Source organism: Streptomyces sp. NPDC031554, assembly GCF_055580685.1.
Map to the genome: position 1 here is coordinate 815,978 of NZ_JBVIKX010000001.1, position 14,395 is coordinate 830,372.

The following is a 14,395-nucleotide window of genomic DNA, read 5'->3' on the forward strand; positions in this document are numbered from 1 at the left end:
GTTCCCGGAGCCGCACGCCCTGGGGCACATGTCCGCAGGCACCCCTCAGAGGCACGCCCTCCGGAAGCCGGTTCCCGGCGGCGCCACCACCGGCCCGCCGCCCTCGGCCCGCCGGCCCGGCCCGCCGCAGCGGTCCGCAGCCCGGTCCGCGGGCCCGGCCCCCGGACCGGCCCTACGCGCCGCCGCCGTTGCGCCGGGTGAGCAGCCAGGGCTCGACCACGCCGAGCCCGCGCACCGGCCGCTGCCACATCGGCTGGAGCGCGAACCGGTAGACGGGCGCCCGCTCGCCCTCCTTCTCGGCGGCGGTCGCGGCCTCGGCGGCCTCCGCCTCCGAGGCGGGCGCGTCGCCGGTGCGGATCAGCTCCTCGGCGAAGGCGCTGTCCACGAGCACGGCGTCGCGGGGGGCTATGGACGTCAGCCGGGAGGCCAGGTTGACCGTCGTGCCGAAGACATCGCCCATCCGAGTGGTCACCGTGCCGAAGGCCATGCCGACCCGCAGCTCGGGCATGGTCGGGTCGTTGCTCATCGTCTCGACGAGCAGCAGCGCGATGTCGGCGGCGGTGCCGGCGTCGTCGGCCGCGTACAGCACCTCGTCGCCGAGGGTCTTGATCAGCCGTCCGCCGCGGGCCGCGACCAGGTCGGCCGCGGTGGTCTCGAAGGCCTCGACCAGTTCGCCGAGCTCCTCCTCCTCCATGCGGCGGGTCAGGCGGGTGAAGCCGACGAGATCGGCGAAGCCGACCGCGAGCCGGCGGTCGACCATCTCCTCGTCGTCCGCGGCCTGCACGACCCGCCCCGCCGAGGCGGCGAGCTGCCGGCGCCACACGTAGACGAGGAACTCCTCCAGCTCGGGCAGCAGCAGCTCGACGATCGGGTACGTCACCTCGGTGCGGGTCATCCCCGGCTCGGGCGGCTCGGTCAGCCCCTCCAGGAAGGAATCGATCTGCCACTCCGCCAACCGGGCGGTGGTCTGCCCGGTGGACCGCGCGACCTGCACCGCCATGGCCTCGCTCAGCAGCCCCGCCTCGACCAGACCGGCGAGGCGGCGCAGGGCCAGGACGTCGGCCTCGGTGAGCGCCTTGGCCTGCCCGATGTCGGCGAAGCCCATGGCCCGCCAGAAGCGGGAGGCCAGTTCCATGGAGACACCGGCGCTGCGGGCCGCCTGGAAGGGGGTGTAACGGCGCTCGGCGCCGAGGATGAGCTGCTCCAGGCGCAGGGCGAGAGGGTCGTCACCGGGGTCGACGGCCGGCACCTCAACCCGGCCGTCCACGCCCTCGTCGGAGCCCGTGTCGTCGACGGTCACGCCTGCTGCCCTTCCGATCTACCGCGGTCAGGTTTCGACCGGCCCCAACTCTACGGCAGGTGTGCGCCAGCTCACTCCGTTCGCGGAAGCGGCCCGTTCCGCACCGGCCGGCCCGCCCGGCCGGCCGGCCGGCCACCGCCCTGCGGTGCCGCCGACGCCGCGGGCCGCCGGGCCCGGCTCACGCCGGCCGCAGGTGCACGATGTCGCCCGCGCCCACCGGCTCCCGCACGCCCTCCCGGGTGGCGATGACCAGCCGCCCGTCCCCGTCCACGGCCACGGCCTCCCCCACCACCGAGCGCTCCCCGGGCAGCTCCGCCCGCACGGTCCGCCCCAGCGTCGCGCACCCCGCCGCGTACGCCTCCTGGAGTCCGGACAGGGACGGGTCCCCGCCGGCCCGGCGCCACCGCCCGTACCACTCCTCCAGCGAACGCAGCACCGCCCGCAGCAGCGGGTCGCGGTCCGTGCTCACCGCCCCGGCCAGCGCCAGCGACCCGGCCTGCGGCACCGGCAGCTCCTCGGCCCGCAGGGTGACGTTGATGCCGACGCCCACCACGACCCCGTCCGTCCCGGCCCGCTCCGCCAGGATCCCCCCGGCCTTGCGCTCCTGGCCGGCGACGGTCACCAGCAGGTCGTTGGGCCACTTCAGCGCCGTGTCGACGCCCGCCGCCCGGGACAGGCCGGTGGCGACCGCGACGCCGGTCAGCAGCGGCAGCCAGCCCCACCGCGCCACGGGCACCTCGGCCGGCCGCAGCAGCGCGGAGAAGAACAGTCCCGACCGCGGGGGCGCGCTCCAGCGCCGGTCCAGCCGCCCCCGGCCGGAGGTCTGCTCCTCCGCCACCAGGACGGTCCCCTCGTCGGCCTTCCCGGCGGCCGCGAGCGCGACCAGGTCGGAGTTGGTGGACCCGGTGCGGGGCACGACGTCGACCGCCGTCCACAGCCCGCCCTCGCGGACGAGCCCGCGCCGCAGCGCGGCGGCGCCGAGGGGCGGACGGTCCAGATCGGACCACCGGCCGCCGGGTCCGGGACGGCCCGGCTGCCCGGGATTTCCTGCTGCATCTCGCGGCGTCATGCAAGCCACCCTAGGTGTGGTAAACGCCGCACTGCCGATCGGTGGGGCCGCCACTACTCTACGGATGAGTAACCGTCCCCCCTTTTGAGCAGGCAGGGAGCCGCATCCCGATGTCCGAGTCGGAAGAGATCGACATCCACACGACCGCGGGAAAGCTCGCGGATCTCCAGCGTCGCGTCACGGAGGCGACGCACGCCGGCTCCGCACGCGCCGTCGAGAAGCAGCACGCCAAGGGCAAACTGACGGCCCGTGAGCGCATCGGACTCCTCCTCGACGAGGATTCGTTCGTGGAGCTGGACGAGTTCGCCCGGCACCGCTCCACCAGCTTCGGCCTCGACGCCAACCGCCCGTACGGGGACGGGGTCGTGACCGGGTACGGCACCGTCGACGGCCGGCCCGTCGCCGTCTTCTCGCAGGACTTCACCGTCTTCGGCGGTGCGCTCGGCGAGGTCTACGGCCAGAAGATCGTCAAGGTCATGGACTTCGCGCTGAAGACCGGCTGCCCGGTCATCGGCATCAACGACTCCGGCGGCGCCCGCATCCAGGAGGGCGTGGCCTCGCTGGGGGCGTACGGCGAGATCTTCCGCCGCAACACCCACGCGTCCGGGGTGATCCCGCAGATCAGCCTGGTCGTCGGCCCGTGCGCGGGCGGCGCGGTCTACTCGCCCGCGATCACCGACTTCACCGTCATGGTCGACCGGACCTCGCACATGTTCATCACCGGTCCGGACGTCATCAAGACGGTCACCGGCGAGGACGTCGGCTTCGAGGAGCTGGGCGGCGCGCGCACGCACAACTCCACGTCGGGCGTGGCCCACCACATGGCGGGCGACGAGAAGGACGCCGTCGAGTACGTCAAGCAGCTGCTGTCGTACCTGCCGTCGAACAACCTCTCCGAGGCCCCGGCGTTCCCGGAGGAGGCGGACCTCGCCGTCACCGGCGAGGACCTGGAGCTGGACACGCTCGTCCCGGACAGCGCCAACCAGCCGTACGACATGCACACGGTGATCGAACACGTCCTGGACGACTCCGAGTTCTTCGAGACGCAGCCGCTGTACGCGCCGAACATCCTGACCGGCTTCGGCCGGGTGGAGGGCCGTCCGGTCGGCATCGTCGCCAACCAGCCGATGCAGTTCGCGGGCTGCCTGGACATCAAGGCCTCCGAGAAGGCGGCCCGGTTCGTGCGGACCTGCGACGCGTTCAACCTGCCGGTCGTCACCTTCGTGGACGTGCCCGGCTTCCTGCCCGGCGTGGACCAGGAGCACGACGGCATCATCCGCCGCGGCGCCAAGCTGATCTACGCCTACGCGGAGGCGACCGTCCCGCTGATCACGGTCATCACCCGCAAGGCCTTCGGCGGGGCGTACGACGTCATGGGCTCCAAGCACCTGGGCGCCGACCTCAACCTGGCCTGGCCGACCGCCCAGATCGCGGTCATGGGCGCGCAGGGCGCGGTCAACATCCTGCACCGCCGCACGATCGCCGAGGCGGAGTCCGCGGGAGACCTCGAGGCGACCCGCGCCCGGCTGATCCAGGAGTACGAGGACGCGCTCCTCAACCCCTACATCGCCGCCGAGCGGGGTTACGTCGACGCGGTGGTCATGCCGTCCGACACCCGCCGGCACATCGTGCGGGGCCTGCGTCAACTGCGCACGAAGCGGGAATCCCTCCCTCCGAAGAAGCACGGCAACATCCCCCTGTAAGGAGCCGCTGTGATCAAGGTCGTACGGGGCAATCCGACTCCGGAGGAGCTGGCCGCCGCACTGGCGGTGGTCCGCGCCCGCGCCGCGGCGGCGGTGGCCGAGCCGTCCGGCGCGCAGGACGCCCAGGACTCCTGGTCGGACCCCTCCCGCATCGCGGCCCGCCGCCTGCCCCGCCCGGGCCCGGCCGCCTGGGGCCGCACGTACTGGCCGGGCTAAAGCCTCTCGTCTGAATCGGATCGGATCGGGCCGGGCCGGCTCCGCGGGGCCCGGCCCGGTCTTCCGCCCGTCACAGAAGGGCGGTGAAGCCCTCGGCGGGGAGCTGGGGCGGACCGGTCCAAGCGGTGGTGAACACGGGCGTGTCCCCTCGTCGGCCGGCACGGCGGGCGGCTTGATGAAACCAAGGTCCCGTTTAGGGAAGTTGAGTACGCGTACTCAGGCGACCCCCACCGCATCGCCGCAGGCTGGACGGCATGCTGTGGTCCGACCCCGAGAACGAACCGCCCGAGGAACTGCGCGACACGCAGGAGATGCTGCGGCGGCTCGGGCTCCTCATGGCGCTGGCCATGGTGCTCGCGATGATCGTCATCGGCCTCGGATGACCGGGGTGAGCGCGGCGCGGCGCGCCGATACCCTGGCCGCATGACCGATCAGCCGCGCCGCCGTCTCGTGCTCGCCTCCCAGTCCCCCGCCCGGCTGGGCCTGCTGCGCCAGGCGGGCCTCGCCCCCGAGGTGATCGTCAGCGGGGTCGACGAGGACGCCGTGACCGCCCCCACCCCCGCCGAACTGGCACTCGCCCTCGCCGAGGCCAAGGCCTCCGTCGTGGCCGCGAAGCCCGAGGTCCGGGGCGCCCTGGTGATCGGCTGCGACTCGGTCCTGGACCTGGACGGCGAAGCCCTCGGCAAGCCCGCGGACGCCGAGGAGGCCACCGCCCGCTGGAAGTCCATGCGCGGCCGCGTGGGCACGCTGCAGACCGGTCACTGCGTCTACGACACCGCCACCGGGCGCTACGCCTCCGCCGTGGCCTCCACCGTCGTCCGCTTCGGCGAGCCCACCGACGAGGAGATCGCCGCCTACGTCGCCTCCGGCGAACCCCTCCACGTCGCCGGGGCGTTCACCCTGGACGGCCGCTCGGCGCCGTTCATCGACGGCATCGACGGCGACCACGGCAACGTGATCGGCATCAGCCTGCCGCTCGTGCGCCGACTGCTGGCGCAACTGGGCGTGGGGATCACGGAGTTGTGGGCGCCGGCGGACCGCTGACGGGGGCCGGGCCCGGGCCGCCGGGCTCCTCGTCCCGGGGTTCGGCGGTGGCCGCGGCGGGCCCCTCGTGGCGGTCGTACGTCATCAGCAGCAGCACGATGAGCGCGAGCACGACGACCATGGACAGGAACGCGGGCCACCCCACCAGTCCCCACGCGACGGCGGCCAGCAGCCCGTGCACCACCGCCGCGCTGACCAGCAGCACCCGGCCGAGGCCGGCCGGCGGCCGGTCGCGGACCGCCACCAGCAGGGCGACCAGCCCGCAGAAGGCGAAGTAGAGACCGAAGACGACCCCGCCGGCCTTCGAGGAGGTCGACATCACGTCCGGGTCCAGGCCCGCCAGGGACATGTCCTGACGGTCGACGACGATCCCGAGGAACCAGTTCAGCGCGGCGACGCCGAGCGCCTCCAGGACGAGCACGACCGCCACGACGACTGCCACCGGTCTGCGCACCACCGGTCCCACCCCCTTTCGACCCGGCCCGTACGGGGCCACTAGTCACCCCACGTAGCGTTCGGGACGTCATGAACGCTACTAACGGGTAAACCCGGGGACAAGGGTTCTGCCGCCGGCAAAGAATCATTGGGCCATTCGTAGGGACTCCACAAAGAATCGGAGTGGGCCGCAGCACGTGCTCACAGAGACCTTGGCCACAGTGGAGAGCTAGGGTTTCCGGAAGGAGCGCTGCGTACGGCGGTGCTACAAGGGATTTCGTGATCGAGTGAGCCTGCCATCACGCTGCGTGTGGGCAAGCTCACCGTCGTGGACGGGTCGATCAGTCGTGTCGGCAGTCCCTAAACTCGGCTTGTTTCAAGGAGGGAGCCTCAATCGTGCGCAAGGTGCTCATCGCCAACCGTGGCGAAATCGCAGTCCGCGTGGCCCGGGCCTGCCGGGATGCCGGCATCGCAAGCGTCGCCGTGTACGCCGAACCGGACCGGGACGCTCTGCATGTCCGCGCCGCGGATGAGGCGTTCGCCCTGGGCGGTGACACTCCCGGCACCAGCTACCTCGACATCGAGAAGGTGCTGAACGCCGCCCGCGAGTCCGGGGCGGACGCGATCCATCCCGGCTACGGCTTCCTCTCGGAGAACGCCGAGTTCGCCCAGGCCGTGCTGGACGCGGGACTGATCTGGATCGGCCCGCCGCCGCAGGCCATCCGCGACCTCGGCGACAAGGTCGCCGCCCGGCACATCGCCCAGCGCGCCGGCGCGCCGCTGGTGGCGGGCACGCCGGACCCGGTGTCGGGTGCCGAGGAGGTCGTCGCCTTCGCGAAGGAGCACGGCCTGCCCATCGCGATCAAGGCCGCCTTCGGCGGCGGCGGACGCGGCCTCAAGGTCGCCCGCACCCTCGAAGAGGTACCCGAGCTGTACGACTCGGCGGTCCGCGAGGCCGTCGCCGCCTTCGGCCGCGGCGAGTGCTTCGTCGAGCGTTACCTCGACAACCCCCGGCACGTCGAGACCCAGTGCCTCGCCGACACCCACGGCAACGTCGTGGTCGTCTCCACCCGGGACTGCTCGCTCCAGCGCCGGCACCAGAAGCTGGTCGAGGAGGCCCCGGCGCCGTTCCTCTCCGACGAGCAGATCGCCGAGCTGTACTCCTCCTCCAAGGCCATCCTCAAGGAGGCCGGCTACGTCGGCGCCGGCACCGTGGAGTTCCTCGTCGGCCTGGACGGCACGATCTCCTTCCTGGAGGTCAACACCCGCCTCCAGGTGGAGCACCCGGTCACCGAGGAGGTCGCCGGCATCGACCTGGTGCGCGAGATGTTCCGCATCGCCGACGGCGAGGAACTCGGCTACGCCGACCCGGTACTGCGCGGTCACTCCTTCGAGTTCCGCATCAACGGCGAGGACCCGGGGCGCAACTTCCTCCCCGCCCCCGGCACCGTCACCACCTTCGACGCCCCGTCCGGTCCGGGTGTGCGGCTCGACGCGGGCGTGGAGTCCGGCTCGGTCATCGGCCCGGCCTGGGACTCGCTGCTGGCCAAGCTGATCGTCACCGGCCGCACCCGCAAGGAGGCCCTCCAGCGGGCCGCCCGCGCCCTGGAGGAGTTCCAGGTCGAGGGCATGGCCACGGCCATCCCCTTCCACCGCGCGGTGGTGAAGGACCCGGCGTTCGCCCCCGAACTCACCGGTTCCGACGACCCCTTCACGGTCCACACCCGTTGGATCGAGACGGAGTTCGTCAACGACATCAAGCCCTTCGCGGCTCCCGCGGACACCGAGGCGGACGAGGAGACGGGCCGCGAGACGGTCGTCGTCGAGGTCGGCGGCAAGCGCCTGGAGGTCTCCCTCCCGGTCTCGCTCGGCATGTCCCTGGCCCGCACGGGCCTCGCGGCGGGCGCCAAGCCCAAGCGGCGCGCGGCGAAGAAGTCCGGCCCCGTCGCCTCCGGCGACACCCTCGCCTCCCCGATGCAGGGCACCATCGTCAAGATCGCGGTGGAGGAGGGCCAGGAGGTCAAGGAGGGCGACCTGATCGTGGTCCTGGAGGCCATGAAGATGGAGCAGCCCCTGAACGCCCACCGCTCCGGCACCGTCAAGGGCCTCGCCGCGGAGGTCGGCGCCTCGATCACCTCGGGCGCCGCGATCTGCGAGATCAAGGACTGACCCGGCCGTCCCGCCACGGAACCCCGCGCCCCGCAAGAGGGTGCGGGGTTCCGTCGTCACCCGCCCCACCGATCGTCCGGCGGCGCTCCCCCTCCGCAGACGCGCGGGGCCGTACCGCACAGCGGCTCAGGCGCGCGGGCGCGTCCCCGCCGGCGGCACATCGCGACCGGTGGACCGGCGGCATCCCCGCCCCGGGGGGCCCGGGACCGTCCCGTGGCGGCTTCGCCGAGGGGCGCGACCGGCCGCGACGGACCGTCACCCGCCCGCGCGTCCCCGCCCGTGGCGACCAGGCGCACCCCGGCCGCCGGGAGCACCCGCTACCGGCGCCGCATGTCCGCGACCCGCGCCCGCTCGGCGCCCGGTGTCTGCTCCCCCAGCACGGCGGCCGCCCGCAGGGCCGCCGCGGCGCCCTGCACCTGCCCCCGCCGGGGAGCCGGCAGCGACACGTCCCGACGCTGCTGCCGCCGCGCCGGGACCGGCTCACCCCCCGGGCTCCCCGCCGCCCCCGCCACGGCGATCTGCACCCCCTGGTCGGCGAGGGCCTGGAGCTCGGTGCCGGCCCGGTCGTCGTGCGCCGGCGGCTCGTCGGTCACCAGGCGGGTGATGACGTCCGTCGGCACCGTCTGGAACATGGTGTCGGTGCCGAGCTTGGTGTGGTCGGCGAGGACGACGACCTCGGCGGCGGCCTGGACGAGGGCCCGGTCGACCGACGACGACAGCATGTTGGAGGTGGACAGGCCGCGCTCGGCGGTCAGACCGCTCCCGGACAGGAAGGCCTTGGAGACGCGCAGTCCCTGGAGGGACTGTTCGGCTCCGCTGCCCACGAGGGCGTAGTTGGAGCCGCGCAGGGTGCCGCCGGTCATCACGACCTCCACGCGGTTGGCGTGCGCCAACGCCTGGGCCACCAGCAGGGAGTTGGTGACGACGGTGAGTCCGGGGACCCGGGCGAGCCGACGGGCCAGCTCCTGGGTGGTGGTCCCCGCTCCGACCACGATGGCCTCTCCCTCTTCGACGAAGGTGGCGGCGAGGTCGGCGATGGCGGTCTTCTCCGCGGTCGCGAGATGGGATTTCTGCGGAAAACCGGACTCGCGGGTGAAACCGCCCGGCAGTACCGCCCCGCCGTGCCGGCGGTCGAGGAGTCCTTCTGCCTCCAGCGCGCGCACGTCCCGCCGTACGGTCACTTCGGAGGTCTGGACGACGCGGGCGAGTTCACGGAGCGACACCGCTCCGTTGGCTCGCACCATTTCGAGGATCAATTGACGACGTTCTGCAGCGAACACGAAACTGACAGTAACGCGGGCGACCGTCTGCTTTCAGCTCTTTGCGCCGAATAGCCGAAGTTGTTCGCAGAGCGGCACACGAAGTGGTATAGGACCTGGGTTCTCCCACCCGTACCCCGCCGCCGTCGCCCGCACCCCGCACCCCGCACCCATGCCGCGGCTCCCCGCGGTCGGCGGGGAGCCGGTGCCGACGGGGAGCCGGTGTGCGGCCGGGGGACCGGCCCTACGCGTCGCCGCCCGTCTTCCGGGTGTGCAACTGCCGTGCCACTTCGGCGATCGAGCCCGAGAGGGACGGGTACACCGTGAAGGCGTTCGCGATCTGCTCGACCGTCAGATTGTTGTCGACGGCGATCGAGATGGGGTGGATGAGCTCGGAGGCGCGCGGCGCCACGACGACGCCGCCGACGACGATCTCCGTGCCCGGACGGCAGAAGATCTTGACGAAGCCGTCGCGGATGCCCTGCATCTTGGCGCGCGGGTTGCGCAGCAGCGGCAGCTTCACCACGCGGGCGTCGATCTTGCCGCCGTCGACGTCGGCCTGGGAGTAGCCGACGGTGGCGATCTCGGGGTCGGTGAAGACGTTCGAGGAGACGGTCTTGAGGTTGAGCGGGGCCACCGCGTCGCCGAGGAAGTGGTACATGGCGATACGGCCCTGCATGGCGGCGACGGAGGCGAGCGCGAAGACGCCGGTCACGTCGCCGGCGGCGTACACGCCGGGGGCGGTGGTGCGGGAGACCCGGTCCGTCCAGATGTGGCCGGACTCGCGGACCCTGACGCCCGCCTCCTCCAGGCCGAGGCCCGCGCTGTTGGGGACGGCGCCGACGGCCATCAGGCAGTGCGAGCCGGTGATGACCCGGCCGTCGGCGAGGGTGACCTCGACGCGGTCGCCGACGCGCTTGGCGGACTGGGCGCGCGAGCGGGCCATGACGTTCATGCCGCGGCGGCGGAAGACGTCCTCCAGGACGGCGGCGGCGTCCGGGTCCTCGCCGGGCAGCACGCGGTCGCGGGAGGAGACGAGGGTGACCTTGGAGCCGAGGGCCTGGTAGGCGCCCGCGAACTCGGCGCCGGTGACGCCGGAGCCGACCACGATGAGTTCCTCGGGCAGTTCACGCAGGTCGTAGACCTGGGTCCAGTTGAGGATGCGCTCGCCGTCGGGCTGGGCGTCGGGCAGCTCCCGGGGGTGACCGCCGGTGGCGAGGAGGACGGCGTCGGCGGTGAGGGTCTCCTCGGTGCCGTCGGCGGCGGTGACGACGACCTGGCGGGAGCCGTCGAGGGCCTGCATGCCCTGGAGCCGGCCGCGGCCGCGCACGACACGGGCGCCGGCCCGGGTGACGGAGGCGGTGATGTCGTGGGACTGGGCGAGCGCGAGTCGTTTGACACGCCGGTTGACCTTGTCGAGGTCGACGCCGACCACCCGGGCCGACTGCTCCAGCGGCGGGGTGTCGTCGGCGACGATGATGCCCAGCTCCTGGTGGGAGGAGTCGAAGGTGGTCATCACCTCGGCCGTGGCGATCAGGGTCTTCGACGGCACGCAGTCGGTCAGCACCGACGCCCCGCCCAGACCGTCGCAGTCGACGACGGTCACCTCCGCGCCGAGCTGGGCGGCCACCAGGGCCGCCTCGTATCCGCCGGGTCCGCCACCGATGATCACGATCCGAGTCACGTACTCCATTGTCCCGCACGAACGGGGGTGCTACTCCCCCGGGGGGCCGGGGGAGGGGCGTCCGTCACCGGAGGGACACCGGCCGGCGGCCGTGACGGGCGGACCGGCTGCCGTAGGCTCGTCGCATGTCGCTCTACGCCGCGTACGCCGGCAACCTCGACGCGCGGCTGATGTCCCGCCGCGCCCCGCACTCGCCGTTGCGCGCCACCGGCTGGCTGAACGGGTGGCGGCTGACCTTCGGGGGCGAGCAGCTGGGCTGGGAGGGCGCGCTCGCGACGATCGTGGAGGACCCCCTCTGCCAGGTCTTCGTCGCGCTGTACGACCTGGCACCGCCGGACGAGGAGTCGCTCGACCGCTGGGAGGGCGTGGGCCTCGGCATCCACCGCCGGATGCGGGTGCGGGCGCACACGCTGGACGGCGAGGAACAGTGCTGGGTGTACGTCCTGAACGGCTACGAGGGCGGACTGCCCTCCGCCCGCTACCTGGGCGAGGTGGCCGACGCGGCGGAGTCGGCGGGGGCACCGCACGACTACGTGATGGAGCTGCGCAAGCGCCCCTGCTGAGGTCCCGGACCCTTTCGTCCCCTCCTGCCGGGAACATCCCCTCGTCGGAAACGACAAGACAACGATCGCCATCCCGTGGGCTCTGTCATCTACGCGCGTAGGCCCTGACCGGCTACCCTCATCGCGTGAACGCATCTCTTCTCCCGGACGACATCCAGGGCGACCCCCACACCGCCGCCGACGCCGCCGCCGCGCGCCTGCGCGAGCTGACGGGCGCCGAGACCCACGACGTCGCCCTCGTGATGGGCTCCGGCTGGGCACCGGCCGTGGACGCCCTGGGCGTGCCCGAAGCCGAGTTCCAGGTCACCGAGCTGCCCGGTTTCCCGCCGCCGGCGGTCGAGGGCCACGGCGGCAAGATCCGCTCGTACCGGATCGGCGAGAAGCGCGCCCTGGTGTTCCTGGGCCGCACGCACTACTACGAGGGCCGCGGGGTGGCCGCCGTCGCCCACGGCGTCCGCACGGCGGTGGCGGCCGGCAGCAAGACGATCGTGCTGACCAACGGCTGCGGCGGCCTCCGCGAGGGCATGCGGCCGGGTCAGCCCGTGCTGATCAGCGACCACATCAACCTCACGGCGACGTCCCCGATCGTCGGCGCGAACTTCGTCGACCTGACGGACCTGTACTCGCCGCGGCTGCGGGCGCTGTGCAAGGAGATCGACGCCACGCTGGAGGAGGGCGTCTACGCCCAGTTCCCCGGCCCGCACTACGAGACGCCGGCGGAGATCCGGATGGCCCGGGTGATCGGGGCGGACCTCGTGGGCATGTCGACGGTGCTGGAGGCCATCGCGGCGCGCGAGGCCGGCGCCGAGGTGCTGGGCATCTCCCTGGTGACCAACCTCGCCGCGGGGATGACCGGCGAGCCGCTGAACCACGAAGAGGTCCTCCAGGCCGGCCGCGACTCCGCGACCCGCATGGGCGCCCTGCTGACCCAGGTCCTCGACCGGCTGTAGCAGGCGCCGGCCCCCGCCCGCGTCCCCCCGGCCCGAGCCGGTCCGGCCCGGCCCGGTGGGCCGGGAGGCGGCGCCGGACGGTCCGGTCCGTCCGGGGACCCCCTCCGGGGGCTCGCGGACGAGGCCCGTCCAGGGCCGACGGCGGGGCCCGGGGGCGTCGGCTCCCGGGGACGCGGAGGGACGGCGGGGGCGAGACAACTCACGTACGACTCGAGAGGTTGACCACCGTGCACGACGACCTGATCGCCCGCGCCCGCACCTGGCTCGCCGAGGACCCCGACGAGGAGACCCGCGAGGAACTCGCGGCCCTCCTCGACGCCGGGGACCACGCCGAACTCGCCGCCCGCTTCGCCGGCACCCTCCAGTTCGGCACCGCCGGCCTGCGGGGCGAACTGGGCGCGGGCCCCCTGCGCATGAACCGCGCCGTCGTCATCCGCGCCGCCGCCGGCCTCGCCGCGTACCTCCGCAAGCGGGGCGACCACGACGGCCTCGTCGTCATCGGCTACGACGCCCGCCACAAGTCGGAGGCGTTCGCCCGCGACACCGCCGCCGTGATGACCGGCGCGGGCCTGCGCGCGGCCGTCCTGCCGCGCCCGCTGCCGACGCCGGTCCTGGCCTACGCCATCAGGCACCTGGGCGCGGTCGCCGGCGTGGAGGTCACCGCCAGCCACAACCCGCCCCGCGACAACGGCTACAAGGTCTACCTGGGCGACGGTTCGCAGATCGTCCCGCCCGCCGACGCGGAGATCGCCGCCGAGATCGACGCGATCCGCTCGCTGGCCGACGTGCCCCGCCCGGACGGCGGCTGGCAGGTCCTGGACGACTCCGTGCTCGACGCCTACCTGGCGCGCACCGACGCCGTCCTCGCCGCCGGCTCGCCCCGCACCGCGCGCACCGTCTACACGGCGATGCACGGCGTGGGCAAGGACGTCCTGCTGGCGGCCTTCGCCCGCGCGGGGTTCCCCGAACCGGTCCTGGTCGCCGAGCAGGCCGAGCCTGACCCGGAGTTCCCGACCGTCGCGTTCCCCAACCCGGAGGAGCCCGGCGCGATGGACCTCGCGTTCGCGAAGGCCCGCGAGACCGACCCCGACCTGGTCGTCGCCAACGACCCGGACGCCGACCGCTGCGCCGTGGCCGTCAAGGACGGCGACCGGTGGCGGATGCTGCGCGGCGACGAGGTCGGCGCCCTGCTCGCCGCGCACCTGGTGAGCCGCGGGGCGCGCGGGACGTTCGCCGAGTCGATCGTCTCCTCCTCCCTCCTCGGGAGGATCGCCGAGAAGGCCGGCCTGCCGTACGAGGAGACGCTCACCGGCTTCAAGTGGATCGCCCGCGTCGACGGCCTGCGCTACGGCTACGAGGAGGCCCTCGGCTACTGCGTCGACCCCGACGGCGTACGCGACAAGGACGGCATCACCGCCGCGCTCCTCGTCACCGAGCTGGCGTCGGAGCTGAAGGAGCGCGGGCGCACGCTGCTCGACCTGCTCGACGACCTCGCCGTGGAGCACGGGCTGCACGCCACCGACCAGCTGTCGGTGCGGGTGGAGGACCTGACGGTCATCGCCCGGGCGATGGAGCGGCTGCGCGAGGCCCCCCCGACCGAGCTGGCCGGGCTGGCGATCACCCGCGCCGAGGACCTCACCCGGGGCACGGACCGGCTGCCGCCCACCGACGGGCTGCGCTACACGCTCGACGGGGCCCGCGTGATCGTGCGGCCGAGCGGCACCGAGCCGAAGCTGAAGTGCTACCTGGAGGTCGTGGTGCCGGTCGGCTCGCCCGACGGCCTCCCGGCGGCCCGCGCCCGCGCGGACGAGTTGCTCGCGGCCGTGAAGCGGGACCTGTCGGCGGCGGCCGGCATCTGAGCCGCGGGGAGAGCCGGGGGGCCGGGAGAGGGGTGCCGGGGAGAGGGGTGCCGGGGAGAGGGGTGCCGCCGGACGGCGGCACCGCGGTCGGCGTCCCCTTCGCGGACACGGCCCACCGTCGGGCGGCGGCACCGCGCCGGTGGG

Annotated in this window: 13 protein-coding genes; 8 read left to right on the forward strand and 5 right to left on the reverse strand. The window is 73.5% G+C overall.

Features of this window, described 5'->3' with window-relative positions:
- Positions 1 to 172 precede the first annotated feature (172 nt).
- Positions 173 to 1,300, reverse strand: a complete 1,128-nt coding sequence (locus tag ACZ5FU_RS03560; protein WP_451525272.1) for an adenylate/guanylate cyclase domain-containing protein — start codon at positions 1,298 to 1,300, stop codon at positions 173 to 175.
- Between the two features lie 178 nt (positions 1,301 to 1,478).
- The gene (locus ACZ5FU_RS03565; protein WP_451525271.1) at positions 1,479 to 2,369 is read right to left on the reverse strand and encodes a biotin--[acetyl-CoA-carboxylase] ligase; all 891 of its coding nucleotides are present in this window, start codon (positions 2,367 to 2,369) and stop codon (positions 1,479 to 1,481) included.
- Between the two features lie 110 nt (positions 2,370 to 2,479).
- Here ACZ5FU_RS03565 and ACZ5FU_RS03570 point away from each other — a divergent pair, with 110 nt between their 5' ends.
- The 4 genes from ACZ5FU_RS03570 to ACZ5FU_RS03585 all read left to right on the forward strand — a co-directional run bounded on the left by ACZ5FU_RS03570 (position 2,480) and on the right by ACZ5FU_RS03585 (position 5,332).
- Positions 2,480 to 4,072 (forward strand): acyl-CoA carboxylase subunit beta, encoded by a 1,593-nt coding sequence (locus ACZ5FU_RS03570; protein WP_451525270.1) that lies wholly within the window; start codon positions 2,480 to 2,482, stop codon positions 4,070 to 4,072.
- Between the two features lie 9 nt (positions 4,073 to 4,081).
- Complete coding sequence (locus tag ACZ5FU_RS03575) at positions 4,082 to 4,288, forward strand: acyl-CoA carboxylase epsilon subunit (protein ID WP_451525269.1); 207 nt, start codon at positions 4,082 to 4,084, stop codon at positions 4,286 to 4,288.
- A 254-nt stretch (positions 4,289 to 4,542) separates the two neighbouring features.
- Positions 4,543 to 4,671 (forward strand): morphogenic membrane protein MmpB, encoded by a 129-nt coding sequence (gene mmpB, locus ACZ5FU_RS03580; protein ID WP_451525268.1) that lies wholly within the window; start codon positions 4,543 to 4,545, stop codon positions 4,669 to 4,671.
- Positions 4,672 to 4,711: 40 nt separating this feature from the next.
- Complete coding sequence (locus ACZ5FU_RS03585) at positions 4,712 to 5,332, forward strand: Maf family protein (protein WP_451525267.1); 621 nt, start codon at positions 4,712 to 4,714, stop codon at positions 5,330 to 5,332.
- Here ACZ5FU_RS03585 and ACZ5FU_RS03590 read toward each other — a convergent pair.
- A complete protein-coding gene (locus ACZ5FU_RS03590; RefSeq protein WP_451525266.1) occupies positions 5,301 to 5,789 on the reverse strand; it encodes a hypothetical protein in 489 nt (162 codons plus the stop codon). The two genes, ACZ5FU_RS03585 and ACZ5FU_RS03590, sit on opposite strands and share 32 nt — an antisense overlap.
- A gap of 374 nt (positions 5,790 to 6,163) precedes the next feature.
- Between ACZ5FU_RS03590 and ACZ5FU_RS03595 the strand changes: the two genes are divergently transcribed.
- Positions 6,164 to 7,936, forward strand: coding sequence for an acetyl/propionyl/methylcrotonyl-CoA carboxylase subunit alpha (locus tag ACZ5FU_RS03595; protein WP_451525265.1), 1,773 nt, complete (start codon positions 6,164 to 6,166; stop codon positions 7,934 to 7,936).
- A gap of 317 nt (positions 7,937 to 8,253) precedes the next feature.
- On the opposite strand, the gene ACZ5FU_RS03600 is transcribed toward ACZ5FU_RS03595, so the two are convergent.
- Complete coding sequence (locus ACZ5FU_RS03600; protein ID WP_451525264.1) at positions 8,254 to 9,216, reverse strand: DeoR/GlpR family DNA-binding transcription regulator; 963 nt, start codon at positions 9,214 to 9,216, stop codon at positions 8,254 to 8,256.
- 223 nt (positions 9,217 to 9,439) lie between these two features.
- Positions 9,440 to 10,888, reverse strand: coding sequence for an NAD(P)H-quinone dehydrogenase (locus ACZ5FU_RS03605; RefSeq protein WP_451525263.1), 1,449 nt, complete (start codon positions 10,886 to 10,888; stop codon positions 9,440 to 9,442).
- Positions 10,889 to 11,004: 116 nt separating this feature from the next.
- On the opposite strand from ACZ5FU_RS03605, the gene ACZ5FU_RS03610 reads away from it, so the two are divergent.
- From ACZ5FU_RS03610 to ACZ5FU_RS03620, 3 genes are all read left to right on the forward strand, one after another.
- A complete protein-coding gene (locus ACZ5FU_RS03610; RefSeq protein WP_451525262.1) occupies positions 11,005 to 11,442 on the forward strand; it encodes a gamma-glutamylcyclotransferase family protein in 438 nt (145 codons plus the stop codon).
- Positions 11,443 to 11,567: 125 nt separating this feature from the next.
- Entirely contained in the window at positions 11,568 to 12,392 is an 825-nt protein-coding gene (locus ACZ5FU_RS03615; protein WP_451525261.1) for a purine-nucleoside phosphorylase, read from the forward strand.
- A 227-nt stretch (positions 12,393 to 12,619) separates the two neighbouring features.
- Complete coding sequence (locus ACZ5FU_RS03620; RefSeq protein WP_469044726.1) at positions 12,620 to 14,251, forward strand: phospho-sugar mutase; 1,632 nt, start codon at positions 12,620 to 12,622, stop codon at positions 14,249 to 14,251.
- Positions 14,252 to 14,395: the final 144 nt, after the last annotated feature.